The organism is Pandoraea sp. (assembly GCF_004297875.1).
Classification (GTDB): Bacteria; Pseudomonadota; Gammaproteobacteria; order Burkholderiales; family Burkholderiaceae; genus Pandoraea.
This window is the reverse complement of record NZ_SCSK01000069.1, coordinates 46,139-70,379: the sequence shown is the minus strand read 5'-3', so window position 1 is coordinate 70,379 and position 24,241 is coordinate 46,139. Positions and strand designations below refer to the sequence as shown.

At 63.0% G+C, this 24,241-nt stretch carries 24 protein-coding genes; 16 read left to right on the top strand and 8 right to left on the bottom strand.

All coding sequences use genetic code 11. From position 1 onward, the window contains the following. Positions 1-71: 71 nt before the first annotated feature. Complete coding sequence (locus EPN80_RS20470; protein ID WP_293031785.1) at positions 72-470, bottom strand: hypothetical protein; 399 nt, start codon at positions 468-470, stop codon at positions 72-74. 741 nt (positions 471-1,211) lie between these two features. Between EPN80_RS20470 and EPN80_RS20465 the strand changes: the two genes are divergently transcribed. Together EPN80_RS20465 and EPN80_RS20460 are read left to right on the top strand one after the other, a co-directional pair. Continuing rightward, complete coding sequence (locus EPN80_RS20465) at positions 1,212-1,721, top strand: hypothetical protein (protein ID WP_293031783.1); 510 nt, start codon at positions 1,212-1,214, stop codon at positions 1,719-1,721. A gap of 150 nt (positions 1,722-1,871) precedes the next feature. Next, on the top strand, positions 1,872-2,141 hold the full coding sequence (locus tag EPN80_RS20460; protein ID WP_293031781.1) for a hypothetical protein: 270 nt from the start codon (positions 1,872-1,874) through the stop codon (positions 2,139-2,141). A gap of 111 nt (positions 2,142-2,252) precedes the next feature. On the opposite strand, the gene EPN80_RS20455 is transcribed toward EPN80_RS20460, so the two are convergent. Continuing rightward, on the bottom strand, positions 2,253-2,447 hold the full coding sequence (locus EPN80_RS20455) for a hypothetical protein (RefSeq protein WP_293031779.1): 195 nt from the start codon (positions 2,445-2,447) through the stop codon (positions 2,253-2,255). A 22-nt stretch (positions 2,448-2,469) separates the two neighbouring features. On the opposite strand from EPN80_RS20455, the gene EPN80_RS20450 reads away from it, so the two are divergent. The 13 genes from EPN80_RS20450 (at position 2,470) to EPN80_RS20390 (ending at position 17,689) form a co-directional block, all read left to right on the top strand. Continuing rightward, positions 2,470-3,513 (top strand): porin, encoded by a 1,044-nt coding sequence (locus EPN80_RS20450; RefSeq protein ID WP_293031777.1) that lies wholly within the window; start codon positions 2,470-2,472, stop codon positions 3,511-3,513. A 253-nt stretch (positions 3,514-3,766) separates the two neighbouring features. After that, positions 3,767-4,354, top strand: coding sequence for a TetR/AcrR family transcriptional regulator (locus tag EPN80_RS20445; RefSeq protein WP_047215245.1), 588 nt, complete (start codon positions 3,767-3,769; stop codon positions 4,352-4,354). 68 nt (positions 4,355-4,422) lie between these two features. After that, positions 4,423-4,878: a MaoC/PaaZ C-terminal domain-containing protein gene (locus tag EPN80_RS20440; RefSeq protein ID WP_293031774.1), complete on the top strand. Its 456-nt coding sequence runs from the start codon at positions 4,423-4,425 to the stop codon at positions 4,876-4,878. After that, positions 4,875-5,648, top strand: a complete 774-nt coding sequence (locus tag EPN80_RS20435; RefSeq protein WP_293031772.1) for an enoyl-CoA hydratase-related protein — start codon at positions 4,875-4,877, stop codon at positions 5,646-5,648. Before EPN80_RS20440 ends, EPN80_RS20435 begins: the two co-directional genes overlap by 4 nt. A 2-nt stretch (positions 5,649-5,650) precedes the next feature. Then, complete coding sequence (locus tag EPN80_RS20430; RefSeq protein ID WP_293031770.1) at positions 5,651-6,022, top strand: OB-fold domain-containing protein; 372 nt, start codon at positions 5,651-5,653, stop codon at positions 6,020-6,022. Positions 6,023-6,063: 41 nt separating this feature from the next. Further along, positions 6,064-7,173 (top strand): acetyl-CoA acetyltransferase, encoded by a 1,110-nt coding sequence (locus tag EPN80_RS20425; protein ID WP_293031768.1) that lies wholly within the window; start codon positions 6,064-6,066, stop codon positions 7,171-7,173. 169 nt (positions 7,174-7,342) lie between these two features. After that, a complete protein-coding gene (locus tag EPN80_RS20420; protein ID WP_293031766.1) occupies positions 7,343-8,698 on the top strand; it encodes an AMP-binding protein in 1,356 nt (451 codons plus the stop codon). Beyond that, positions 8,695-9,888: a CoA transferase gene (locus EPN80_RS20415; protein ID WP_293031764.1), complete on the top strand. Its 1,194-nt coding sequence runs from the start codon at positions 8,695-8,697 to the stop codon at positions 9,886-9,888. The genes EPN80_RS20420 and EPN80_RS20415 overlap by 4 nt, the downstream gene beginning before the upstream one ends. Beyond that, entirely contained in the window at positions 9,888-10,832 is a 945-nt protein-coding gene (locus EPN80_RS20410; protein ID WP_293031762.1) for a CoA transferase, read from the top strand. Before EPN80_RS20415 ends, EPN80_RS20410 begins: the two co-directional genes overlap by 1 nt. 79 nt (positions 10,833-10,911) lie before the next feature. Continuing rightward, positions 10,912-11,997 (top strand): hypothetical protein, encoded by a 1,086-nt coding sequence (locus EPN80_RS20405; protein WP_083566825.1) that lies wholly within the window; start codon positions 10,912-10,914, stop codon positions 11,995-11,997. 205 nt (positions 11,998-12,202) lie between these two features. Then, positions 12,203-13,243, top strand: a complete 1,041-nt coding sequence (locus EPN80_RS20400; protein ID WP_293031758.1) for a 2Fe-2S iron-sulfur cluster binding domain-containing protein — start codon at positions 12,203-12,205, stop codon at positions 13,241-13,243. 250 nt (positions 13,244-13,493) lie between these two features. Further along, positions 13,494-16,781 (top strand): fused isobutyryl-CoA mutase/GTPase IcmF, encoded by a 3,288-nt coding sequence (gene icmF, locus EPN80_RS20395; RefSeq protein ID WP_293031756.1) that lies wholly within the window; start codon positions 13,494-13,496, stop codon positions 16,779-16,781. After that, on the top strand, positions 16,715-17,689 hold the full coding sequence (locus EPN80_RS20390; RefSeq protein ID WP_293031754.1) for a 3-hydroxybutyryl-CoA dehydrogenase: 975 nt from the start codon (positions 16,715-16,717) through the stop codon (positions 17,687-17,689). The genes icmF and EPN80_RS20390 overlap by 67 nt, the downstream gene beginning before the upstream one ends. Before the next feature lie 52 nt (positions 17,690-17,741). Here EPN80_RS20390 and EPN80_RS20385 read toward each other — a convergent pair whose 3' ends face one another. Together EPN80_RS20385 and EPN80_RS20380 are read right to left on the bottom strand one after the other, a co-directional pair. Continuing rightward, positions 17,742-18,701, bottom strand: a complete 960-nt coding sequence (locus EPN80_RS20385) for a nitronate monooxygenase family protein (RefSeq protein WP_047215235.1) — start codon at positions 18,699-18,701, stop codon at positions 17,742-17,744. Between the two features lie 53 nt (positions 18,702-18,754). After that, the gene (locus EPN80_RS20380) at positions 18,755-19,198 is read right to left on the bottom strand and encodes a helix-turn-helix domain-containing protein (RefSeq protein WP_293031751.1); all 444 of its coding nucleotides are present in this window, start codon (positions 19,196-19,198) and stop codon (positions 18,755-18,757) included. A 99-nt stretch (positions 19,199-19,297) separates the two neighbouring features. Here EPN80_RS20380 and EPN80_RS20375 point away from each other — a divergent pair, with 99 nt between their 5' ends. Further along, positions 19,298-20,044 carry an SDR family oxidoreductase gene (locus EPN80_RS20375; RefSeq protein ID WP_293031749.1) on the top strand — a complete coding sequence of 249 codons (747 nt, stop codon included), beginning with the start codon at positions 19,298-19,300 and terminating at the stop codon, positions 20,042-20,044. Between the two features lie 15 nt (positions 20,045-20,059). Here the strand turns inward: EPN80_RS20375 and EPN80_RS20370 are convergent, their stop codons facing one another. Genes EPN80_RS20370 through EPN80_RS20355 form a run of 4 tightly spaced genes read right to left on the bottom strand, consistent with a single transcriptional unit; the run spans position 20,060 to position 24,206 of the window. Next, complete coding sequence (locus tag EPN80_RS20370) at positions 20,060-20,707, bottom strand: DUF2894 domain-containing protein (protein WP_293031747.1); 648 nt, start codon at positions 20,705-20,707, stop codon at positions 20,060-20,062. Then, positions 20,700-21,347, bottom strand: a complete 648-nt coding sequence (locus tag EPN80_RS20365; protein ID WP_293031745.1) for an OmpA family protein — start codon at positions 21,345-21,347, stop codon at positions 20,700-20,702. The genes EPN80_RS20370 and EPN80_RS20365 overlap by 8 nt, the downstream gene beginning before the upstream one ends. Continuing rightward, on the bottom strand, positions 21,344-23,449 hold the full coding sequence (locus tag EPN80_RS20360) for a DUF802 domain-containing protein (RefSeq protein ID WP_293031743.1): 2,106 nt from the start codon (positions 23,447-23,449) through the stop codon (positions 21,344-21,346). The genes EPN80_RS20365 and EPN80_RS20360 overlap by 4 nt, the downstream gene beginning before the upstream one ends. A 10-nt stretch (positions 23,450-23,459) precedes the next feature. Further along, positions 23,460-24,206 carry a DUF3348 domain-containing protein gene (locus EPN80_RS20355; protein ID WP_293031741.1) on the bottom strand — a complete coding sequence of 249 codons (747 nt, stop codon included), beginning with the start codon at positions 24,204-24,206 and terminating at the stop codon, positions 23,460-23,462. Between the last annotated feature and the right edge of the window lie 35 nt (positions 24,207-24,241).

The window sequence follows — 24,241 nt, the reverse complement described above, 5'->3', positions numbered from 1 at the left end:
TTCATATTAATTCACGATTTAATTAAATACAAAGTCGAAATCGCGCCGGCTGTCCAGCGCGCCGGCAGGACTCAGGAATAACCCAGCCGGTGGTCGCGGGCGCGCCGCTGCGCCAGCGCGAGCAGATTGACGACGGACACGGCGATCACCAGCATCAGCAGCAGCATCATGCGCATGGGCGAGAAGCCGTTGATCAGGGCCAGCACCATGGTGCCAAGCGCCAGCGTGATCAGCATGCGGTGCAGCCAGCGCACCAGTCTGGCGCGGCGCTCGTGGAAGGTGCTGAGAGTGGTGAGCGACAGGTAGTAGGGCAGCGCCAGCATGATCAGCAGCGTCACGCCGAGCAGCGCGCCGACGATGCTGGCCAGCAGGTCATCGGAATGCACGTGGCTGGTGCGCACGCCGAATACGGTTGCCGCGAGGATATACAGCACCATCAGGCCATCGAGCAGTTTGGCGAGTCCGATCATGATGCCCTCCTGTATGTCGAAATTTTGACCGGTGAGGCGGCGAATGGGTTCGCCCGCAATCGGTCTGTCGCTCGAACAGCCGTCGGTTTCGATCTCGGTCGGGGTGGCCGCACGCGGCGGCAACAGGCGGGGTTGCGATGGGCGGGGGTGGCAATAGTTCTCGGGAGTCGAAAAGACCGGGCAGGTCGACTCGTGAGCAGCCACGCGACAGCGGTTTCGGTATCCACAGACACTCCATTGATATGAAGTGAATGCCCATCAGCTATAGTTCTTGTAAATCCAGTGTTTCAGATCGCCCCAGGGCGTGGAATCGGCACTTGCCCTAATAGGGTTCGGCGCAAAAGAAAACCGGCGGGAGCACCGCCGGTTTTGCCCCACAGGGCGCGCCGCGCCCGGACTTGCGCCGGACCGGCAATGCCAAGCAGACTTGGCTTCACGAGGTGCCGCCTCCGGTTGTACTGCAACCGGTCGCAAAGCAGGCAGTACCCAGCAGCAGAACTGCATTTGAAGTATAGGCGGTTTTATGTGCGCGACATCATTCATTTGGATGAACCCGTGGTCGAATTTCATTAGAATTGGGCACAAGACGACGCAATACCCTGTCAAAAACCGGATATTGCGCCCGGCCGTGCGGCGCGATCTGGCCGGTCGGCGCAATCGGGAGCCTTGATGCAATCGGCGGGCGGCGGCAAACAATGAATATTCGCGCCGCAATCAAGCGGCAATTTTTTGGATCGAGCGATGAAAACGGCGGCAAAGTGTATTCGGGGACTCGTGGTCGTGCTGTTGTGCGGCGCGCAAATGGCCTGGGCGGCCGGCCAGTGCCAGGGCATCTACGATCTCGCGCGAAGCGCGCAGCAGGGTTTTTCCAACATTACCGGCCCGCTGTTGTTTAAAGACGACAAAGGGGCCAGTTTTCAGGCGACCTACCAGATGCCGCGCGGCGACTGCCAGATCTTCCGTGGTCCGGGCCTGGCGCCGACCTATGAATGCGTGTGGGACTTCAGCGAGCAGAGCGTGCCGGTGATGCGCCATTCGGCCCAGGTATTCGCCCAGCAGGTGGCCCGCTGCACCCGAACCGAGCTGGTCCGGCGCACCGACGTGTCGCACGCGGACCAGTTGCCAGCCGAGTGGCGCACTGTCACGCGCAAGTTCGGCGCGCCCGTGAGCTTTGCCGTGAGCGCCGTCGATTCGGTCACCGAACGCGGTGACCGAATCCGCCAGATCTCGATCGCCGTGGAGAAGAAGTAACTGCCGCAAAGCCATACCCGGCGGCAGTTACAAAAGGTTGCAACCCCATCCGGTTCTTAACAACTTTACAGTCGACAACGGCAGGGTGCGCACCTACATTAAAGGGGAGCCGATCCGCTTCGTTTGCGATCGGATCGCGGACCCCTGATCATGAATGCCCATCGCCTTTCTCTCGCTATCGTCTTGTTATGCGCGACCTCGCTGCCGCCGCTGGCGCATGCGCGGCCGGGGCAGCGAGGCCTGCTCGATGGCCCTGACCGGGCGTCGCTGCGCGAGGATATCGTGCGCTTCAATGCCGACCGCGGGCAGCAGGCTTACCCCAACTGGGCCGCGCCTGCCGATAACCGGGCGCGCAACTTCGGGCCGGCGCCGATGGCCGAAGGCTCCTTGATGGGGCGCGCGCGCGGCCGCCGCGATTGATCCCGCGAGGCGGCACTGGCCGTCGCGCGCACGTCCCTTCTTCCTGACGCTTCTTTCCCAAGCCGCGTCGATCGCTACCTGATCGACGCGGCTTTGCCTATATCGCGCCCGCTATACCTGCGATAACACTTCGCGGGATGGCTGTTCGCGATCGTCTCCCGCAAGATTGACGAACTTCTGGCAAGAAAAAATCACAGCCCAGCTTTTGCCGGGCCGGGTGAGAGGTGCGATCATCGCGCTTGCCCGAAGTTGCCCGAAGCCATGCATCGTCGCCGTGACGTTGCCATGGCGCGGGTTAATATTCATTCGAAAAAATCAAGGAGACGGCATGAGCGGCAAATTTGTGAAGTATCTCGCAGGCGCGCTGATTGCGGCGACGTCGGCCGGCAGCGCGCTGGCGCAATCGTCGGTGACGCTGTACGGGCAGGTCGACGCCTGGGCCGGCGCGATCAAGACCCCGGGCCAGTCGGGCACCGCCTGGACGCAGGGCGGCGGCGGCATGTCGACCTCGTACTGGGGGATGAAGGGCACCGAGGATCTAGGCAACGGACTGAAGGCGGTGTTCAAGATCGAAGGGTTCTTTCTGCCGCAAAACGGCCAGTATGGACGTTTCACGGGCGACACCACGTTCTCGCGCAATGCCTACGTCGGCCTGCAAAGCGACACGCTGGGGACTTTGACGATGGGGCGTGAAACCACGCCGTATTTCGTTTCGACGATCCTTTTCAACCCGTTCATCGACTCGTACACCTTCGGGCCGATGATCTATCAGACGTTCATGGGCGCTTCGGGCCAAGGCATCGTCGGCGACTCCGGCTGGAGCAACGCGGTGGCCTATACGACGCCCGACTTCCGTGGCCTGACGGCGAATCTGGCATATGCATTCGGCAACAAGGCCGGCCAGACGGGCCAGAACAAGTGGGGCGGCAACCTGCTGTATTTCCATGGCCCGTTCTCGGCGACCCTGGCTTACCAGCAGGTCAAGTTCGACAACGCGCCGGGCGACCTGAACAGCGAGATCCCGGGCTTCAGCAGCCAGCGCGCCTTGCAACTCGGCGCGGCGTATGACTTCAGGTTCGTCAAGCTGTACGGCCAGTATCAGTACATCAAGGACACCATCACCGGCGGCAATATTTCGATGAACGGCGGCCAACTGGGCGTCTCGGTACCGTTGGGTACCGGCAGCGTGCTGGCCTCGTATGCCTATGCCAAGAGCACCGGGGCGAGCGATACCCGGCGCAACAGCTGGGCGCTCGGCTACGACTATCCGTTCTCCAAGCGCACCGACGTGTATGCGGCGTATTTCGGCGACCACATCAGCGGCTTGTCGAGCGGCCGCACCTACGGCGTGGGTATCCGCACCCACTTCTGACCGGCCGGCCCCAGCGGCTGCCCCGACTGCACCGCCCGCGCCATTTTGGCCGGGCGGTTTTTGCCTTTATGCGGATGTGTTGTACGCGGTATAAGGCATTTCATATGAGCTCGGTCGCAGCGCTGTTGCCGCTTCCCATCCGCAGGGCGCGGCATGCGCCACGCCCGCGCCTCAGGCACCTTCGCCGGAAGCTAGGGGAAATGAGCATTCGGCTAGAATGGCGGATTGGCATAACGCGGATAAGATAAGGGCCATGGCACGGACGCGGGCAGAAAACTTCGACGACATCAAGTTGGAAATCCTTACGGCGGCGGCACACCTGTTTGCGCAGAAGGGTTTCAGAAATACAAACATCATAGAAATCGGGGCCGCGTGCAACGCATCGAAGTCGCGCATGTATCACTACTTTCCGTCGAAAGAAGCGATGCTCGAGGCGATGTTGCTCGACCATGTGAATGGTTTGCTGATCATCGCTCGCGACATCACGGCGTCGAAACTTTCGCCGGAAGAGAAGATGAGGCAGTTTGTGCTTGCGCATTTGCACTACTATTTCGGGGCGCGTGATCGTCACAAAGTACTGCTTGCCGATGCAGAGTATTTGCCGGAAGCCACGCTCAACGAAGTGCGTCATGCAGAGCAGGGTTTGGTCAAGCAACTGGAAGCGCTTCTGAAGGAGCTGAACCCCAAAAAGTTTGCGTCCCGGATAGACACGTCGACGCATGCCATGCTGATCTACGGCATGCTTAACTGGACTTACACCTGGTACGAACCCACGGGCAAACTCAACCTGAAGGATCTGGCGCAAAAGGCGGCCGACATGTGCCTTCACGGGGTTCTCTAAATTTTTTAAATTAATTGACCGTCCAGACGGGTTATATATATACTGAGCTCCCACAAGGAGATTCGGGTATGAACTTTCTGGCGAAGTATTTCGACGAGATCGAACTCGGTGAGCGTTTCGTAACGCGAGGCAGAACCGTCACCGAGACCGATATTGTTCAATGGTGCGCGCTTACCGGAGATTGGTATGTTCTTCATACCAACGCACACTATGCAGAGCAAACCCGCTTCGGACAGCGCATCGCGCCGGGGCTGCTGGTACATGCCATCGCGGCTGGCCTCGGCGTGCCACCCGATGCTCCGGCGATCGTCGCCAACTACGGCACGGACGCGCTGCGGTTCGTTGCGCCGACGTTCATCGGAGACACCATAAGGCTCAAGGGCGAAGTTATCGGAAAAACGGACAAGCGCCAGGGCAAGGACGGCGTTCTGAAGCTCAATTGGAACGTCTACAACCAGAACGACACGTTGGTGCTGACCAGTGACCTGCAGATCCTGATGAGCTGCCGGGGGAGGTCCAATTGAAAAATTCCGACACGATTCTCATGACGATCGCATCCGACGTTGCGCGAATCACCCTGAACAAGCCGGAGGTGAAGAATAGTCTCGGCGTCGACGAGATGGCCGAGGTCGGGCGCGCGATGCAGCGCGCCGTGGACGCAGGCGCGCGCTGCATCTTGGTCATGGGTGCTGGAGATGCGTTCTGCGCCGGGCGCGACCTCAGGGACGCCGATCCGGTGAAAGACGACACCTATGAAATTCTATCGAAATATATCAATCCGGCGCTCGGCGCGGTCAGAGCGTGCCGGGTTCCGACGGTATCAGCGGTAGCGGGGCCGGCGTTGGGGTTTGGGTTTGGTCTGGCGCTGTCATGCGATATCACTCTCGTCGCGGACAACGCGATGCTCGGCAGCCCATTCAGAAGGATTGGCCTGGTGACGGACTCCGGCGGTCACCATTATCTGCGGGAGCGCCTCGGAAGACATCGTGCCGCGGAGCTTATATTTACCGGACGCATGCTGAGCGGCCGCGAAGCGGCCTCCATGGGTCTCGTTAATCGTAGCGTTGGCGCGGCGGATCTCGAAAGAGCAGCCCTGACGCTCGCCACGGCGATTTCGACCGGACCCACGGCGGCCTTTGGCGCCAGCAAGGAAATTCTCGACTGTCCCGGCTCGTATGAAGATATGGCGGAACTCGAGGCGCGCAAGCAGGACGAGGCGATGAAAGGGGCGGACGGCAAGGAGGGCATCGAGGCATTCAAGGCGCGCCGGTCCCCGGCCTTCATCGGACGCTGAGCATGATGCCCGTGCCGATCGAATCAGCGAGAAGCAAGTACCTGCAAGGGCTGGCGAGCGGGAAGCTGCTGTATCAGTTTGATCGCGTTGCCGGCGTACCGGTTTTCTTCCCCCGCGAGGTGGGTCCGAGCGGGCGGCGCGATGCGCTGGAGTGGCGATGCAGCGCCGGGTTTGGCGCCATCTACGCCATCACCGTCTGTCATCCGAAGGGCCGCGCGCCGTATCCCATTGTTATTGTGGAGCTGGACGAGGGCTTCCGGATGATGTCGACTGTCATCGGCGATTGCGGCGAGCTCTCGATCGGCTCGCGCGTGCGCGCGGGCTTCGAGGCGACGGCCGACGAGCACCGCGTCGTTTTTGAGGTGGTGCGATGAATATGCCGCTGCGTGGCTCGACAGCAATTGTTGGCATCGGCATGAGCGGATTCCCTGCATTGCCGCCGGGCAGTTCGCCGCTCGATGCGATGGCGCTGGCCATTGCCGACGCGCTGCATGACGCCGGCATCCGCCTGCATGAAATAGACGGCGTGTTCGCGGCCGGGCTGCAGCTGTTCATGCCCACGCTGAGCATTTGCGAGTACCTTGGCATCGAACCGCGATATTCCGACTCCACCCAGGTCGGCGGCGGGTCCTTCGTGGCTCATCTCAATCATGCGCAAGCGGCAATATCGGCCGGTCTTTGCGAGGTCGCGCTGATTGCCTACGGGAGCACCCAGCGGTCGTCGGGCGGCCAATTCAAGACCCATTCCGAGCCCAACCCCTATGAGACGCCATACGATTACCCCGGCCCGGTGGCCGCCTATGCACTCATGGCGCAGCGGCACATGCACCAGTACGGGACCACTCGCGAGCACCTTGCGTCAGTCGCTGTATCCGCGCGCCGGTGGGCGCGGCTCAATCCCCTGGCCTTGGACAAGCGGCAGCTCAGCGTGGCCGACGTTCTCGGTGCGCGGTGCGTGGCCACGCCATTCACGGTGCGCGATTGCTGTCTGGTCACCGATGGCGGCGGCGCGGTCATTCTGACTTCCGCGGCGCGTGCGGCGCACTGCCGGCAAGCGCCCGTCTATGTGCTCGGCGTGGGCGAATCCGTGACGCACAGGAGTGTTGCCCAAATGACTGACCTCACAAGCACGGGTGCCGTGCAATCCGGGGCTCGCGCATTCCACCAGGCGGGGATCACGCCCAAAGACGTGGATGTCGCGCAACTCTATGACGCGTTCACCATCATGCCGGTGCTGTTTGCCGAAGACCTGGGCTTTTGCGCGAAGGGGGATGGCGGGCGATTCCTGGCGGACGGCCGCATCGATCCAGGCGGCACGTTCCCGATGAATACCAATGGAGGCGGGTTGTCTTTTGGCCATCCCGGGATGTTTGGGATTTACACGATTATCGAGTCGGTACAACAACTGCGCGGCAGTTGCGGCGAGCGTCAGATCGAAGCGGCGGAGGTTGCGCTCGCACATGCCCCGGGCGGTTACATGTCGAGCAATTCGACCGCCATTTTCGGCACCGCAGCGACGTTATAGAGCGATCCCGGCGGCGGGAGCAGCAGGCTCGAGGCCTCCGCGCGGACGATATGAATAGGTGCGCAGGTGAGCAGCCTCGGGTAGCCCCGGTCCGGCAAGCAGTGGTGGCACGAAGGTTTTTTTAACGAGAAAAATGAGGTCCCGGTTACCTCGGGACAAGGAGACAGCGATGGAGACTGCTGAAGCAGAAAATCAAACCGGCGATTTCATGACCCGGGAAGACGTGCTGGGCATACAGGCCGCAAAGTTGGCTGGACTGGGTGCCAGACTGGCCGGTTCCGCGGTTTGGCGAGATCATTTCAGGAGGGCCGGACTTCACCCGCAAGACCTGGCTGACAGGCAGGCGCTCAGTGCGTTGCCGCCCCTCGAGAAGGCCGATGTGAGGGCGCATTACCCGTTCCCTTTTCTGACCGTGCCGGTTGAGGACGTCGCGCGCTTTTGCGCGACCTCGGGCACGACCGGCCTGCCGGTGCTGTTCGGTTTTACCCGCCGCGATTGGGAGCGGACCGTTGTCAAACAGTTGAGCCGAATTTTCCGGACCGTGGGAATCGCTCCTGGCGACCTCGTCTACCAGGGCTACGGCTACGGTATGTGGATCGGCGGAACATCGATGGATCAGGCTTTGCATGCCTATGGCGCCGTCAACTTCCCGATCGGTCCCGGGCGCGGGGAGTTGGTAATTCAATGGCTGCGCGACCACCGTTATACGGCAACGACCATGTCGCCACTGTGGCTCATGACGCTTATTTCCCTTGCCGAGAAGGCTGGGATTGACCCCAAGAGAGATTGGCATCTGCGGCGTGGATTGTTTGGCGGGCAGTCGGTGTCCGCGTCATATCGCAGGGAGATGGAGTCGCTGATGCCCGCGGGCTTCATGGCACACAACATCTATGGCACGACCGAGGCCGGGGGGCCGATTCTCGCGGTGTCCTGTGAGCATTCCCACGAAGCGGACGAAATGCATCTCATCAACGACGACTCGGTGATGACGGAGGTGCTTGACCCCGTCACGCTGCGCCCCGTTCAGCCCGGGGAGGTTGGAGAGATCGTGATCACGACGCTCGAAAAGGAAGCCTCGCCGGTGGTGCGCTGGCGCACGCGCGACTTGGTCAGGCTGTCCGACCATCCATATGATTGTCCTTGCGGGCGCAGTGGATTCCCGCTGATCGGTCGCATCGTAGGGCGCTCCGACGATATGTTGAAAGTGCGCGGCGTCATGGTCTACCCATCGCAGATTGAAGACGTCATCACAGGCATCGAAGGGACGGTCAAGGAAGCCTGGCAGATTTACGTCGCGAAAGGCGACAGTCACCTTGACTCGGTCGAGGTGGCCATCGAGCGTGCATCGAGCTGCGGTAAATCGGACACCGAGATCGCCAGGGAAGCGCAGACCAAACTCAAGGCGCGGCTCGGGCTGTCATGCAAGGTTGTCTGTCACGGCGAAGGCGTTTTGCCCAGATATGAATCCAAGGCCGTGCGGGTTGTCGCCCGCGGCGATGGAGTCGAGGGAGGACAGACGTCATGACGTCGCTGCACGGACTCAAGGTCGTCGATCTGTCGCGTGTGCTGGGCGGGCCATTTTGTACGCAGTTACTGGCCGATCACGGCGCCACGGTGATCAAGGTCGAACCTCCGCAGGGCGATGAGACCCGAGCATGGGGCCCCCCTTTCGAGGGCGACATGTCCTCCTATTTCATGGGAGTCAACCGCAACAAGCTCGGCATGGCGCTGGATTTGGCACAGCCACGCGGGCGCGATGTGCTGTTGGACCTGTTGGCCGATGCGGACGTGCTGGTCGAAAATTTCAAGCCGGGAACGATGGAGAAGTGGGGGTTGGGTTTCGAACAATGTCTGTCGGAGAAATTTCCCCGGCTGATTCATTGCCGAGTCTCCGGCTTCGGCGCCACCGGACCACTCGGGGCGATGCCCGGCTACGACGCGGTGGTGCAGGCGATGTCAGGCCTGATGTCGGTCAATGGCGAACGCGATGCACCGCCCCTCAGGATGGGCGCGCCGGTCATCGACATTGTCACTGGCATGAACGCCGTGATCGGCATTCTGCTTGCTTTGCACGTGCGCGAGAAATCCGGACGCGCACAGTTCGTCGAAGCGACGCTCTACGACTCCGGCGTCTCGCTGATGCATCCTCATCTGCCGAACTATTATCTGTCCGGTCGCTCCGCCGGCCGCTCAGGCAATGCACATCCGAACATTTGCCCTTACGACCTGTTTCCCACGGCAACCTCGCCGGTCTTCCTGGCGGTCGGCAATGACGGCCAATTCGCCAAATTCTCGGAAATCGTGGGCGCACCTTTATTGGCCGTCGATAAGCGATTTCAGACCAACGCGCAGCGGCTTGCGCACAGCGGGGCGCTTCGAGAGGAAATCGAGCGATTGCTCGCGCATCTCGATGGCCCCACGCTTGCCGAGAATCTCATGAGGGCGGGGGTTCCGTGCGGGGCTGTGGCGAATGCCGCGGCGGTGGCCGAGCATCCACACACCTTGCATCGCGAAATGATCGTGAAAATTGCCGATTATGTCGGCACGGGGTCGCCGGTGAAACTTTCCAGCACAGGGCCGCAGTATCGGCTGGCACCGCCTTTTTTCGCTCAGCATGCGCAGCAGATTCTCGAGTCGCTCGGATACGATGCCCCGACGATTGCCGACATGTTTTCCACCGGCGTGGTGCCGGTCGCCTTGAAGGGGGCTGCCTGATGAAACCGCTCAGCTTGTCCGGCATCAAGGTGGTGAACTTCGGTCTGAATCTGCCCGGACCAATGCTGGCTGCCAGGTTGATGCGCAAGGGTGCCGACGTGCGGCATATCGAACCCCCTGCCGGAGATCCGACCAGGACGATGTTTCGCGCCGCCGACGGCGTGCCATTGCTTTACTCGTTGCTCCATGACGGCGGCGATACCGTCATGCTGGATTTGCGGGACAGCGCACAGCGTGGTGTGGCGCTTGCCCAATGCGAGAGCGCCGATATCGTGATCGACACTTTTTTGCCCGGAGCGTTGGGCAAACTGGGGATCGACGAGAGGGGCCTGCGCGGCAAAAACAAGGGACTCATTTACTGCTCGATCAATGGCTTTGCCCGTCGTGCGGATTCCTTCGCTTTGCCGGGGCATGACATCAATTTCCTGGCGGCCAGCGGCGTGGCCGATGCTCTTGGGCTGTCGCCGACAGGTCCGCTGCCACGATTCCCGATCGGGGATATCGTCGGCGGCGTGCTCGCGGCCGAGGCGGAGATTCTTGCCGCGTTGGTGGCGCGGTCGCGCGATGGTCTCGGGCGCCGGATCGACATCAGTATCGTCGATGTTCTCGACGACTTGAATGTGATGGCGAAGATCGGCGCCCGAGTGCCGGAGGATCCCTTCAGTGCGTTTTTCTCGGGGCGCTTTCCCTGCTATCGATTGTATGAGTCGGCCGCGGGCGGCACCGTTGCCCTGGGGGCATTGGAGCCCAAGTTCTGGGAGCGATTCTGCGTTCTGATTGGACATCCCGAACTGATCGCGCATCAATTTGCCGCGCGTGAGAGCGCTGTCGGATGTCATCAGACTATCGAATCGGTGATGCGCGGCAGAAGCGCCGCATCGTGGGAGGCTGCATCCCTTGCGTCCCCTTGCTGTTTGACTGAAATGAAAAAAACGGGCAATTAATATACCGTCTAGACGGTTTATTAATTATAATGCTGTCATCGCCTGACAGATGAATGACCAACCATTGCGGAGACTATCGATGACCAAACTAACGACGGAGCAGCTTGCCAATCAGATTTCGGTGCCACCGGTGCTCCTTGACGAGATGCCGGATCCCGAGAAGCTTTTGTTTTCGGCGAATGCCGCCCCTGTTATTGAAGCGAAAAATATCTTTCCGCTGGAATGGAAGGTCGAGACGCCAAAGTTGTATGAAATGTACGATTCCGCCCGAGACCCGGGCTGGTCGCCGCATACCCTGCCGTGGCATACGCTGGACGTCGACTCGCTCACTGTCGATCAAAGGTACGCGGTGGCCTACTGGTTCACGCTGCTGTCGGTCTTTGACGGCTCCGGGCCCACGGTGTTTGCGCGCGCCATGATTCACACATACGAGAGCAAGCAGGAAGACCCCATTCGAAAATGCTTCTTCTCGGTTGTCAGAGACGAGATGAACCACGAGGAAGTGTGCGGTCGTGCCATTCGCCTCCTTACACCCGACGGCCCGCTCAACTACGAACCGAAAACGGTGCTCGGAAAGCTCGCGCGCAACAACGTTCAATGGCTTTACTACAACGGCTCGCGTTACTGGAACGGCTTTAACAAGGCGGTCGACAAATATCCGTTGCCGATCCTGTTCACCTCGTTCCTGTTCGGCGAAGTGGCTTCATCCACGTTGTTTCATGGCATGTACCAAAAAACAACGATCCCCGTATTCAAGGAGGCATTCCGCCGGATCGGACAGGATGAAGGCCGTCATCTGGGCATCTGTTTGACCGTGCTTCAGAAACTGCTGCCGCAACTGACAGATGAAGACAAAGAGATGATTTCGATCCAGCTCCGGGCCGGATTCGTCTTCCTGTCGGGCATCCTCCATGAACCGCCGGGACAGTTCTGGGATTTGCCGGCGACCTTCATACCCGCACAACGGCAAATCGAGGAGGTCGCGCGCTCCGCGGGACTTGGCGTTCTTACGCTGGAGGAGCGCGTAGAGAACTGGCGAACCGCGGTGTTGCGAATGAAAGCCAACCTGGATCCCTACGGGATTGAATTTCCGGCTCTGCCGGAGGTCGGCATCAGCGGCAAGGAGGTCGTCTACGATCCGGAAAAAGTCATTCCAATATTCTGATAAATATGGACTGCTTATAAACATCAATTCAGGAAATAAAAACTGGAATCCGCCCCAGGATAAGCAATCGACCGCCCGTATCGCTCATGCCTGGCGCGCGATTTCGCGGTAGCTGAATTCGCCGGCGGGCACCGGTGAACGCTACGGCCAGGCACGACCGGGGGTATCGCTTGCCCGGGTGGATCCACAACAGGAGACTCAGGTCATGACGACATGTGAAGTGACCGTGATCAATACCGGAGAGCAGTTTTCCGTGGGCCAAGCCGAGATTATTCTCGATGGCGCGCTGGCACAGGGCATCCGGATTCCTCACCAATGCCGAGGCGCGTCGTGCGGCACATGCAAAGTCAGGGTGTTGTCGGGAGCAGTCGATCACGGTTGGTCTCTCGGCCTGGCGATTACCGACGAAGAGAAGGGGCAAGGCTATTGCCTGCTGTGTCAGGCGCGGGCGATTACCCCGGAGTTGCGAATCGAGATACCGAGCGGCGTCGGCGCGGGCAATGAGCAGGCGACCGAGATGTGCGCGGAAGTGCTCAGCGTGGTCAGCCTGACGCCCAGAGTCAAACGGGTCGTGCTCGCTACGCCGGCCGACCGGACGTTCGTGTATCCCGCCGGTTCATATCTGGAAGTGCAGATTCCCGGTGTCGACCCCAATCGAATGTATAGCTTCGCCTCGGCCTGCCGAAACGACGGGTTATTGGAGTTGTTTGTGTCCCGCCACACCTTTGGCAAGGCGAGTGGGTTCATCCACGACACATTGCGGGTGGGCGACCTGATTCGGGTGCGCGGCCCGTTCGGCGCCTGCCGCCTCCCGGATGGCCCGGGCCCCGTGATCGGGCTGGCCGGCGGCACGGGTCTTGCACCCGTACTCGCCATCCTCGAAGACGCCCTTGAGCGTGGTGCGGACGAGCCCATGCTGCTGCTGCACTCCGTGAGCCAGACGCGCGAAGTCTTTGCGCTGGACCGCCTCGTCGGCCTTTCGCGGCGGCATGGCAATTTCAAGTATCAAATTCTCGTGACCGACGAGCAAAGTCCATACACGTCACATCCAATGTTGGCGCCGGCGTGGATTCGGCAAACATTTTCGTCATTGGCGACCCATCGCGCGGTAATTGGCGGGTCACCCGGATTCGTCGAGGCTTGTGCGCAAACCTGCATCTCTCTGGGACTCGACGCGGCGCGCATTTCGACAGACAGCTTTGTGCCGAGCGAGCGCCGCGCTATTGACGAGAACGCTCACCCCTAGCCGGCATTGGCGCGCCGCTCGGGGGCAGCGCATGCGCCGCTGACCCCCAAGGCCTGCTCGAGATGGCGTCGAGACCGCGCCTGGCCGGCCCCATCGGTAAATCAGGAGCGTCGCCGGAATCGTGTTACGTTAACGTAAACGTCAACACGCAAATCCGTTCCGCTATACTGTTTGAAACCGATGCCCGATCGGCGAGGCGTTCCTGCGCCGCGCGGGCGATGCGAAGCGTGCGCTTTGCCAAGGGGGAGACATGACCGATTTATCCATCGCGCAAAAACTCACCGACTACAAGCCCGGCGTGCGGTTGCGCTTCGTCACCGCGGCCTCGTTGTTCGATGGCCACGACGCGGCAATCAATATCATGCGCCGTATCCTGCAGGCCAGCGGCGCGGAGGTGGTGCACCTGGGGCACAACCGCTCGGTGGCCGAGGTGGTCGATGCGGCGCTGCAGGAAGATGCGCACGGCATCGCCGTGTCGAGCTATCAGGGCGGCCACGTCGAATACTTCAAGTACATGATCGATCTGCTGCGCCGCCAGGGTGGCGAGCATATCAAGGTGTTCGGCGGCGGCGGCGGGGTGATCGTGCCGGAGGAAATCGCCGAGCTCGAAGCCTATGGCGTGACGCGCATCTATTCGCCGCACGACGGTCAGCAGCTGGGTCTGCAGGGCATGATCAACGACATGCTGTACCGCTGCGAGACCGAGCTGGGCGATCTGTCGCAATTCGCGCCGAACTCGCTCGATGCGGTGCTGGCAGGCGACCGGCGCGCGCTCGCGCAGTTGTTGACGGTGCTGGAAAACGGCAAGGTCGACGCCGGCCTGCGTGACACCCTGCACGCGCATGCCAAGACGTCGCGCGTGCCGGTACTGGGCATTACAGGCACCGGGGGCGCCGGCAAGTCGTCGCTCACCGATGAGCTGATTCGGCGCTTCCGGCTCGATCAGGGCGACAGCTGGCGCATCGCCGTGATCGCGGTCGATCCGTCGCGCCGCAAATCGGGCGGGGCGCTGCTGGGCGATCGCATCCGCATGAACGCGATCGGCGACTGGGGCCAGGGGCCGCGCGTGTTCATGCGCTCGCTGGCCACGCGCGAGGCCGACAGCGAGATCTCGCCGGCGCTGCCCGACGTGCTGGATGCGTGCAAGGTGGCCGGCTTCGATTTGATCGTGGTGGAGACCTCGGGTATCGGCCAGGGCAACGCGGCGATCGTGCCGCACTCGGACCTGTCGCTGTATGTGATGACGCCCGAGTTCGGCGCGGCCAGCCAGTTGGAAAAGATCGACATGCTTGATTTCGCCGACTTCGTGGCGATCAACAAGTTCGACCGCAAGGGCGCGCGCGATGCGCTGCGCGACGTCGCCAAGCAGGTGCAGCGCAATCGCGAGGCATGGAGCACGCCGCCCGAGCAAATGCCGGTCTACGGCACGATGGCCGCGCACTTCAACGACGATGGCGTGACCGCCTTGTATCAGGGCCTGCTGTCGGCACTCAAGACAAAGGGACTGAAGGCCGAGGCGGGGCGCCTGCCGGTGGTCGACGGTCATATGCCGAGTTACCGTGGCGCGATTTTGCCGCCGGCGCGCAGCCGCTATCTGGCGGAAATCGCCGATACGGTGCGCCATTATCACCAGCGCGTGCAAGCTCAGAGCCGCGTGGCGCGCGAGCGCCAGCAACTGCGCGAGGCGCGCCGCATGCTTGCCGAGGCCGGCGGCGACCAGGCCGGCGCCGAGCAACTCGGCCAACTGCTGGCCGAGCGCGACGCTCAGCTCGGCGCAAACGAAAAGAAGCTGCTTGCGCAATGGCCGCAAACGCTCAAGGCCTATAGCGGCGACGAATATGTGGTGAAGATCCGCGACAAGGAGATTCGCACCGCGCTGACCTACACGACGCTCTCCGGCAGCCGGATTCCCAAGGTGGTGCTGCCCAGGTTCGTCGACGAAGGCGAGATTCTGCGCTGGCAAATGCTGGAAAACGTGCCGGGCTCGTTTCCGTACACGGCCGGCGTGTTCGCCTTCAAGCGCGAGAACGAGGATCCGACCCGCATGTTCGCCGGCGAGGGCGACGCGTTCCGTACCAATCGCCGCTTCAAGCTGGTCTCGGAAGGCATGCCGGCCAAGCGTCTGTCGACCGCGTTCGACTCGGTCACGCTATACGGCTTCGACCCGGGCGAGCGCCCCGATATTTACGGCAAGGTCGGCAATTCGGGCGTGTCGATCGCCACGCTCGACGATATGAAGGCGTTGTACGACGGCTTCGACCTGTGTTCGCCGAATACCTCGGTGTCGATGACGATCAACGGACCGGCGCCGACTATCCTGGCGATGTTCTTCAACACGGCGATCGATCAGCAACTGGCCAAGTTCGCCGCCGACAACGGACGCGAGCCGACCGACGACGAGATCGCCAAGATCCGCGCATGGGCGCTGCAGAACGTGCGCGGCACCGTGCAGGCCGACATCCTCAAGGAAGACCAGGGGCAGAACACCTGTATCTTCTCGACCGAATTCAGCCTGAAAGTGATGGGCGACATTCAGGAGTATTTCGTCCATCACCAGGTGCGCAATTTCTATTCGGTGTCGATCTCCGGCTATCACATTGCCGAGGCGGGCGCCAATCCCATCTCGCAGCTCGCCTTCACGCTGGCCAACGGCTTCACCTACGTCGAAGCCTATCTGGCGCGCGGCATGCATATCGACGATTTCGCGCCGAACCTGTCGTTCTTCTTCTCCAACGGCATGGATCCGGAATATACGGTGCTCGGGCGTGTCGCGCGCCGCATCTGGGCCGTGGCGATGCGCGAGAAATACGGCGCGAACGAGCGCAGCCAGAAACTCAAGTATCACATCCAGACCAGCGGGCGCAGCCTGCATGCGCAGGAAATCGACTTCAACGACATCCGCACCACGCTGCAGGCGTTGATCGCCATTTACGACAACTGCAACTCGCTGCACACGAATGCCTACGACGAGGCCATTACCACGCCCACCGAGGCCTCGGTGCGGCGCGCGCTGGCGATCCAGCTCATCATCAACCGCGAATGGGGTCTGGCGAAAAACGAAAACCCCAACCAGGGCAGCTTCATCATCGAGGCGCTCACCGATCTGGTCGAAGAGGCGGTGCTGCAGGAGTTCGAGCGCATTGCAGAGCGCGGCGGCGTGCTCGGCGCGATGGAAACCGGTTATCAGCGCGGCAAGATCCAGGAGGAGTCGCTATATTATGAGCACAAGAAGCACGATGGCTCGTATCCGGTGATCGGCGTCAATACGTTCCTCAATCCGCATCAGGCCGATGCGCCGACCACCATCGCGCTGGCGCGCTCCACCGAGGAAGAAAAGCAGTCGCAGCTCAAGCGCCTGCGCGAATTCCAGGGCGCGCACGCCGATGCGGGGCCGGCCATGCTCGAGCGCCTGCGGCAGACCGTGATCGAAAACGGCAACGTGTTCGCCGTGCTCATGGACGCGGTGCGGGTATGCTCGCTGGGCCAGATCACCAGCGCGCTGTTCGAGGTGGGCGGGCAGTACCGGCGCAACATGTAACGGCCCCGCGGCAACGCCGACGGGGCGCCAATTTTCATCAATCGCGAAGAGGCAGGAAGATGGGTATTCAGAAGGTAGGCATTATTGGCGCGGGCACGATGGGCAACGGTATTGCGCAGGCCTGCGCCGTGGTGGGGCTGCAGGTGGTGATGGTCGATATCAGCGAGGCCGCCGTGCAAAAGGGCATCGCCAATGTCGCGGGCAGCCTGGATCGCCTGATCAAGAAAGACAAGATCAAGCCGGCCGACAAGGACGCCGCGCTCGCACGCATCGCGGGGTCGACCGATTACGCGGCGCTCAAGAGCGCCGATATCGTGATCGAGGCAGCCACCGAGAATTTCGATCTGAAGGTGAAGATCCTCAAGCAGATCGATGCGCTGGTGGACGCCGAGACCATCATCGCCTCGAATACCTCGTCGATTTCGATCACCAAGCTGGCGGCCGTGGTGTCCCATCCGCAGCGCTTCATCGGCATGCATTTCTTCAACCCGGTGCCGCTCATGGCGCTGGTCGAAATCATCCGCGGCCTGCAAACAGGCGACGCCGCGCATGCGGCGGTCGAAGCGTTCGCCAAGGAACTCGGCAAGACCCCGATCACCGTGAAAAACGCTCCCGGCTTCGTGGTCAACCGCATTCTGGTGCCGATGATCAACGAGGCCTTCTTCGTGCTGGGCGAAGGCCTGGCCACGCCCGAGGAAATCGACAACGGCATGAAGCTCGGCTGCAATCATCCGATCGGGCCGCTGGCGCTGGCCGACATGATCGGCCTCGACGTATGCCTGTCGGTGATGGAGGTGTACTACGAGGAGTTCGCCGATTCCAAATACCGTCCCTGCCCGCTGCTCAAGGAAATGGTGGCCGCGGGCTACCTGGGGCGCAAGAGCGGGCGCGGCGTGTACACGTATTGATTATTTGATTGCTTGACGCCGGCATGTGCGCCTGCACATGCCGGCGTTTTGCTCAGGCGAGCAGCCGCCGACGCGCGGCTTCGTATTCTTCCTTCAATTGCGCGACGATCTGGCCGGCCGGCTGCACGCTTTCCATCAGCCCCACGCCTTGCCCGGCGCCCCAGATATCCTTCCACGCCTTCGCTTTTGAAGTGCCGCCGGAAAAGTCCATCTTGCTTTTATCCGAGGCCGGCAGATTGTCCGGATCGAGGCCGGCATTGAGAATGCTCTGGCGGATGTAGTTGCCGTGGACGCCGGTGAACAGGTTGGTGTAGATGATGTCGGCCGCGCTGGCGTCGACGATCGCCCGCTTGTATTCGTCGGTCGCGTGCGCTTCCTCGGAGGCGATGAAGCGCGTGCCGATGTAGGCCAGATCGGCCCCCATCGCCTGCGCGGCGAGAATCGCGCCACCGGTTGCGATGGCCCCGGAGAGCACCAGCGGGCCGTCGAAGAATTTACGCACCTCGCCCACCAGCGCAAACGGCGAGAGCATGCCCGCGTGGCCGCCGGCACCGGCAGCCACCAGAATCAGCCCGTCCACGCCGGCTTCGAGCGCCTTCTGCGCATGCCGGATGTTGATCACGTCATGCAGCACGATACCGCCGTAGCTATGCACCGCGTCGAGAATCTCCTTGATCGGCGCGCGCAGGCTGGTGATGAAAATCGGCACCTTGTGATCGATGCAGACCCGCACGTCGTGCTCGAGCCGCGCGTTCGATTGATGCACGATCTGGTTGACGGCCAGCGGGCCGACCGGGCGCTCCGGATGAGCCGCCTTGAACGCGGTGAGTTCTTCGTTGATGCGTGTGAGCCACTCGTCGAGCAGCTCGGGCTGGCGCGCGTTGAGCGCCGGGAACGAGCCGACGATGCCGGCCTTGCATTGGGCCAGCACCAGCTCGGGGTAACTGACGATGAACATCGGCGAGGCCACGACAGGCAGCGCCAGATTTTGCAGCAGCGGCGGAAGAGCCATGCAACATCTCCTCGATTGGGCGGGTAATGAACGACCGTTCGATTATAGGGGCTTCACCGGCGCTCGCGCGCAATCGAATTGGAGGGTTGCTTCGAGACCGCCGCAAACGCCTCGCGTGCTTTCTGAATCTCGCCGTAGTGCTTTTCGGTCCATAGCCAGACGCTGCAAAACGCCTCGCTCAGGCTCTCGCCCAGCGGTGTCAGCGCATAGTCGACATGGGGCGGGATAACCGGGTGCACGGTGCGCACGACCAGTCCGTCGCGCTCCATTTCCCGCAGGGTCTGGGTCAGCATTTTCTGGCTGATGCCGCTCACCGTCTTGCCGATCTGCGTGAAGCGCAAGGTGCCCTTTTCCTGCAGCAGGTCGAGGATGATCATGGTCCACTTGCCGGCGACCTGGCCGATGATTTCGTGCACCAGTGCCTCGACCTCCGGGGCGAGCGGTGGATAGGTTTTTGTGGGCGGCGACGCCGTCGGTTCCTTCGGAGTTTTGTTCATGTCGCTCTCCTTTTGGTAAGTACAAATCTTTTGGGTGCCTACTTCCGAATGGAAAGTGATTGCATTATCGTACAAACCGTCAACTTAAAGGAGTCGATCATGAACATCACGGGCAATACCATTCTGATTACCGGCGGCGCGTCGGGCATTGGCCGGGCGCTGGCCGAAGCGTTTCACAAGCTGGGCAATCAAGTCATCATCTCCGGGCGTCGCCAAGCCGCCCTGGATGAAGTCACCGCAGCCAATCCCGGCATGGTGTCGTTGCAACTCGACATCACCGACAAGGCCAGCATTGCGGCATTGGCCGAGCAGGCGATCGCCCGGTTCCCCGCGTTGAACGTGCTGATCAACAACGCCGGCATCATGCGCGAGGAAGATATCAAGCAGTCCCCCGCGGATCTCCACGATGCCGAGCAAACCATTGCGACGAACCTGTCGGGTACGCTGCGCATGAGCGCGGCATTGCTGCCGCATTTGCTCAAACAGCCGCGCAGCACGCTGGTGACGGTCTCGTCGGGCCTGGCCTTCGTGCCGATGTTTTCGTCGCCGACCTACAGCGCCACCAAGGCGGCGATCCATTCGTATTCGATGTCGCTGCGGCATCAGTTGCAGGGCACGCCCGTCGAAGTCGTCGAGATCGCGCCGCCGTATGTGCAGACCGAATTGCTTGGCGAGTTCCAGGCTTCCGACCCGAATGCGATGCCGCTTGCGCAATTCATCGATGAAGTCATGCAGTTGCTCGAACGCGGCGAGTCCGAGGTCATCGTCGAGCGCTGCAAGCCGTTGCGCTTCGCCGCCGAGAGCGGCCGGATGGCCGAAATGATCAGGACGGTCAACCGGCTATAACCGGGTCGTGCGTGCTCAGCGGGACTTCGCGGCGCGTTTTGTTTTGCGGCCGGCGGGGTTGTCGACCGGCTTGGCCGACGGTGTGTCGTTGCCCGGCACGGCGCCGTCGCCGCCGAGTTGCCCCAGCCACGCGAGGGCATCGACATACGACAGGAAGTGCCGCAGGTAGCCGGGCGAGACCTCGCGCATGAGAGCAAGCGAGCGGTGCACGAGACTGCTGGAATTGAGCGGGCCGGCGTTGGCCGGCACGTGGTCGAGCGATTGCCGCAACTGTTGTTCGGCACTGAGTGCTGCCCAGGTTTCCCTGAAGTAGTCGAGCAGCGCGAGCTCCGGATAGTCTGGCGAGCGCTGCGCCGCACCGCCGGCGGCGATGGCATCGAGCAGGCCGGCCAGCGGCCGGCCCGTATCGCTCCGGACGGTCGAATCGCTGGCCGGAGTGTCCCGAGACGCGAGCGTGTCGGCGGCCTGCGGCAGACCGTCGGCATACGCTGCCAGCAGCGCCGACAGCCGCTCATCGAGCAGGCGGCGCGCCTGCCCGGTATGACCGGCGGCGCGCCGCTGCAGTGCGTCGATGAAAGCAAAGCGCACCGGATCAAGCCGGTCGGCGCCGCTCGCACGCCAGGCTTCGAGCGTTGCGCGGGCCTGGTCGGCGGCGCTAGTCATGCAGGCCGCCATCGGTGGCTCCCGGGCGCGGCACGGCGGCGATTTCGACGCGCCGGTTCCTGGCCCGCCCCGCCGCGTCGGTGTTGCTGCTCACCGGTTGCTCCGAGCCGAATGCCGCGGCAAATACCGACGAAGCGGGAATGCCCTCGTCGATGAACGCACGCGTGACAGTCAGCGCGCGCTGGGCCGACAGTTCCCAGTTATCGGCGAAGCGCCGATTGGTCGAGCGCACTGGCAGGTCGTCGGCAAATCCACTGACCATCAGGATCTGGTCATGCGTCTTGAGGTAGGCCGAGAGCGGCCCGACCAGGCTCTTGAGCAGCACCCGGCCTTGCGGTTGCAGTTGATCGGAATTGAGCGCGAACAGTACGCTGCCGCTGATGCCGATGCGCCCGTTGACGAGCGTCACCCGGCCGGCCGCGAGCGGCCCCGCCAGCGCCTGCTCCAGCGCGTGACGCCGCTGTGCCTCGAGTTGCCGCTGCCTGATCTCGTGCTCGAGTTTGGTCGACAGACCCAGCTGCACGCCGAGCACCGCGACCAGGATCAGCACGAATGCGCCCAGCAACACCGACATCAAATCGCCGAAGGCCGCCCATACCGGCGCGCTCGGCTCGGCGCCGCCGTCGATCTCCTCGTTCATGCGGCCTCGACTCCATTGGCGAGCGGCCCGCCCAGACGCTGCAAATCGTCGACGATCTGACGGTGCGACAACATGCTCAGGTCGATTACCTCCCTGGCCTGCGCAACGTAATAGGCAAGTTGCTCGTCGCTGCGCGCGAGCGATTTTTCCAGCGCGGCCTCGATGCGTTGCAGGTGCGCCGTCAGCTTGTCGTTGGCCTGACCGAACAGTTGTACCGCGGCGCCGAAGGCGTCGCCAAGGCTGGCGACCTCGACTGCGCCGACGCTCACCTGGGCGGCCGCGTCCGCGAGCCGGCCGGTCTCGGCCTCGACCCGTTCGGTGAATTGTCCGCCAACGCGCTGCAGCAGGTCCGCCGAGGTTGCCACCAGTGCGTCGATCGCCGCGCGCTGCTCGGTCGATGCATGATTCACGGCAACGAGCAAGGTCTCCACGGTCGCCAGCATGCGGCTGCGCTCTTCGAGCGTCGCGGTATCGCGCGCCAGGCTCTCGGAGAGTTGCTCGCGCAGTTGCGCGACCATGTCGGCGGCGGCCTTGGGCGCCGCGGATGCGGCCTGCACGAGCTGGGAAATTTCGGCGATCGTCTGGCTGGCCTGCGTATGCGCCTGGGCCGAGATTTCGCTCGCGGTACGCGCCAGGGTCTCGCAGATCGCGTGCTGTTGCTGCTCGCCGCGGGTGGCGGCTTGCGCCAGCTGTTCGGTGAGCCCCGCAGCCATCTCGCCGAGGCTCTCGTGCCAGGCTGCCAGCCGTTGTTCTTCGCGCCGGGCCGATGCGCTTTGCCAGTCTTCCTGCCAGCGCGTATGCGATTCGCTCACGCTGCGCAGCAGCGACGCCGCGTGCTGCTCGACGGCCGCGGCGGCCGCCTCCAGTGACTGCTGGTGGCGCCCGGCCAGCCGCTCGTTGGCCTCGGCATGCTGCGCCAGCGTTTGGGCCCAGGTCTGGCTGGCGCTGGCCGTGGCGTGCTCGAGCCGCGCCGAGACGCCCTCGACCAGGCTCGTCGAACGTTGCTCGAAGGTTTCGACGACGCGATCGAACGAGGCGCTCAGATCCCGGGCGGCGCGCTCGCCGGCCTGGCGCTGCTCGGCCAGCGCACGGCTCCAGGTCTCGGCGATGGAGGTATTGGTCGCGGCCAACCCGCTTGCCAACGCGTCGAGCTGCTGCTGCACGGCTTGCGTAACGGTCTCGCGCTGCGTGGCTGCCTCGCGCGTGAGTTCCGCCATGGTGGCGGCCATTACCGGCTGCAGCGCGGCCCCTGCGGCCTGGGCGCCCTCGGCGGCGCTTTGCCGCAGCGATTGCCCGACCGAATCGGCCAGGCGCGCATAGGCCGCCTCCGTTTTGTCCAGGAATGCCTGCTGAGTGGCCAACTGTTGCTCGCTCGCCGTGCGGCTGTGCTGCGTCAGGGCGGTCATCACCGCTTCGAGGCGGTCGACCAGCGCGGGCATGGTCTCGGTTTGGCGCTGCAGCAGCTTGAATGCCTCTTCGCGCTGATGCGCGTGCGAGTAGCCGCGCAGCGTGGTGGCGATCCTGGCGTCGAGCGCCTGTGCGGCGTGCAGCCGCTCGCGCCGGCACAGGGCCGAGAGCAGGCCCAGCATCGCGGAGGTGGAGACCCCGGCGATCGAGGTGCCGAACGCGAACGCGAGCCCCTTGAGCGGCGCATCCAGCGAGGTGCGGATCGCCTGCAGGTCGGCCGCGCCGTCCAGGGCGGCCCCGGTACCCTTGAGCGTGGCGACCATGCCGAGCAGTGTGCCGAGCATGCCCAGCAACACCAGCATGCCGACCAGATACGGCGTCAGCGCAGGCCCCGGCAAGGCCACGCGCTCGCCCTCGATACGCAGACGTACGGCACCGCGCAGGCCCGGCGGCACTTGCCCGAGCCAGGCGTCCAGCGCCGGCGGCGGCTCGGCCAGGCCCGCCACCGCATGTTCGAGCGCGGCGGTGGCCTGAGCGTAGCGTTTCAGTTCAAAGGCCCCCGCCAGATAGCAGGCGCCCACCACGGCGGTGGCCGTCAGCGCCAGCGGGTTCGAGCCGGCATAGCCGGCGCCGATCCAGCACACGGCGGCCAAGCCGACCAAAAAAACCACAAGATGAAAGCGATATCTGGACATGGCGTCCCAATTAACAGGTGCGCAGGGCGGCAAGCAGCCCCGCGATCGGTTGAAAACGAATCTCCAGCTCGGCCAGCAGGATCCGCTGCATGTCCTGGCGGAACTGGCCCAGCCAGGCGCGCGCGGCAGCCGGCATGGCCGCCTCCGGCACATCGGCCTGCATCTGCTGCCCGGCCTCGCGCAGCCGCTCGAAGTGCACGGCGAGCAGGGTGGGCACGGTGGCCAGCAGGGTGCGCTCGCGGGCGTCGAGCGCCTGCTCCAGGCTGGCGTCCAGCACCGCGAGCCGTGCCAGCTCCGGGGTCCGGGCCATGAGTTGCCGGCGCAGCCGCTCGCGCAACAGGCCGATGTCGGTTTGCATCGTTTGCTGCACGGTGAGGTAATCCTGGCGAAACACCGCGAACTCGGGGACCGGGTCGGCCGTGTTGCGCCGCACCGGCGCACGCGACGCCGTGCGGCGACCGGCGCTGCTTACCACGCCGCTGGCGCCGGCGATGGCGTTGGTCAGCGCGGTACGCACCCGTGCGCACATGCGTTCGGCATCATCACTCGCCGAGCGTGCATCGGCGTGGGCCGGCGCCGCCGGCGCCCGGGCGCTCAGCGCCGAGGACAGCGTAATGGCATCGGTCCAGCTCAGCCATTGGCCGAGCCGGTCCGCCAGAGACTGCCCGGGTTCGGCAACGTCGAGCTGCGCGAGCCGCGCCAGCAAGCGAACCAGCGCCGGAGCGCCCGGCGTTGTACGTTGCGGGACTTGCACCATATTGCTTGTGTCGAAAAAGGCAGCAGTTTACACGC

Excerpts from the sequence above, each read along its gene's own strand:
- EPN80_RS20415 (WP_293031764.1), top strand. The coding sequence starts at position 8,695 with ATGACGTCGCTGCACGGACTCAAGGTCGTCGATCTGTCGCGTGTGCTG.
- EPN80_RS20450 (WP_293031777.1), top strand. The coding sequence starts at position 2,470 with ATGAGCGGCAAATTTGTGAAGTATCTCGCAGGCGCGCTGATTGCGGCG.
- EPN80_RS20375 (WP_293031749.1), top strand. The coding sequence starts at position 19,298 with ATGAACATCACGGGCAATACCATTCTGATTACCGGCGGCGCGTCGGGC.
- EPN80_RS20410 (WP_293031762.1), top strand. The coding sequence starts at position 9,888 with ATGAAACCGCTCAGCTTGTCCGGCATCAAGGTGGTGAACTTCGGTCTG.
- EPN80_RS20400 (WP_293031758.1), top strand. The coding sequence starts at position 12,203 with ATGACGACATGTGAAGTGACCGTGATCAATACCGGAGAGCAGTTTTCC.
- EPN80_RS20420 (WP_293031766.1), top strand. The coding sequence starts at position 7,343 with ATGGAGACTGCTGAAGCAGAAAATCAAACCGGCGATTTCATGACCCGG.
- icmF (WP_293031756.1), top strand. The coding sequence starts at position 13,494 with ATGACCGATTTATCCATCGCGCAAAAACTCACCGACTACAAGCCCGGC.
- EPN80_RS20380 (WP_293031751.1), bottom strand. The coding sequence starts at position 19,198 with ATGAACAAAACTCCGAAGGAACCGACGGCGTCGCCGCCCACAAAAACC.
- EPN80_RS20430 (WP_293031770.1), top strand. The coding sequence starts at position 5,651 with ATGATGCCCGTGCCGATCGAATCAGCGAGAAGCAAGTACCTGCAAGGG.
- EPN80_RS20390 (WP_293031754.1), top strand. The coding sequence starts at position 16,715 with ATGCTCGCTGGGCCAGATCACCAGCGCGCTGTTCGAGGTGGGCGGGCA.
- EPN80_RS20460 (WP_293031781.1), top strand. The coding sequence starts at position 1,872 with ATGAATGCCCATCGCCTTTCTCTCGCTATCGTCTTGTTATGCGCGACC.
- EPN80_RS20425 (WP_293031768.1), top strand. The coding sequence starts at position 6,064 with ATGAGCGGATTCCCTGCATTGCCGCCGGGCAGTTCGCCGCTCGATGCG.
- EPN80_RS20470 (WP_293031785.1), bottom strand. The coding sequence starts at position 470 with ATGATCGGACTCGCCAAACTGCTCGATGGCCTGATGGTGCTGTATATC.
- EPN80_RS20370 (WP_293031747.1), bottom strand. The coding sequence starts at position 20,707 with ATGACTAGCGCCGCCGACCAGGCCCGCGCAACGCTCGAAGCCTGGCGT.
- EPN80_RS20455 (WP_293031779.1), bottom strand. The coding sequence starts at position 2,447 with ATGAATATTAACCCGCGCCATGGCAACGTCACGGCGACGATGCATGGC.
- EPN80_RS20440 (WP_293031774.1), top strand. The coding sequence starts at position 4,423 with ATGAACTTTCTGGCGAAGTATTTCGACGAGATCGAACTCGGTGAGCGT.
- EPN80_RS20360 (WP_293031743.1), bottom strand. The coding sequence starts at position 23,449 with ATGTCCAGATATCGCTTTCATCTTGTGGTTTTTTTGGTCGGCTTGGCC.
- EPN80_RS20465 (WP_293031783.1), top strand. The coding sequence starts at position 1,212 with ATGAAAACGGCGGCAAAGTGTATTCGGGGACTCGTGGTCGTGCTGTTG.
- EPN80_RS20405 (WP_083566825.1), top strand. The coding sequence starts at position 10,912 with ATGACCAAACTAACGACGGAGCAGCTTGCCAATCAGATTTCGGTGCCA.
- EPN80_RS20385 (WP_047215235.1), bottom strand. The coding sequence starts at position 18,701 with ATGGCTCTTCCGCCGCTGCTGCAAAATCTGGCGCTGCCTGTCGTGGCC.
- EPN80_RS20355 (WP_293031741.1), bottom strand. The coding sequence starts at position 24,206 with ATGGTGCAAGTCCCGCAACGTACAACGCCGGGCGCTCCGGCGCTGGTT.
- EPN80_RS20445 (WP_047215245.1), top strand. The coding sequence starts at position 3,767 with ATGGCACGGACGCGGGCAGAAAACTTCGACGACATCAAGTTGGAAATC.
- EPN80_RS20365 (WP_293031745.1), bottom strand. The coding sequence starts at position 21,347 with ATGAACGAGGAGATCGACGGCGGCGCCGAGCCGAGCGCGCCGGTATGG.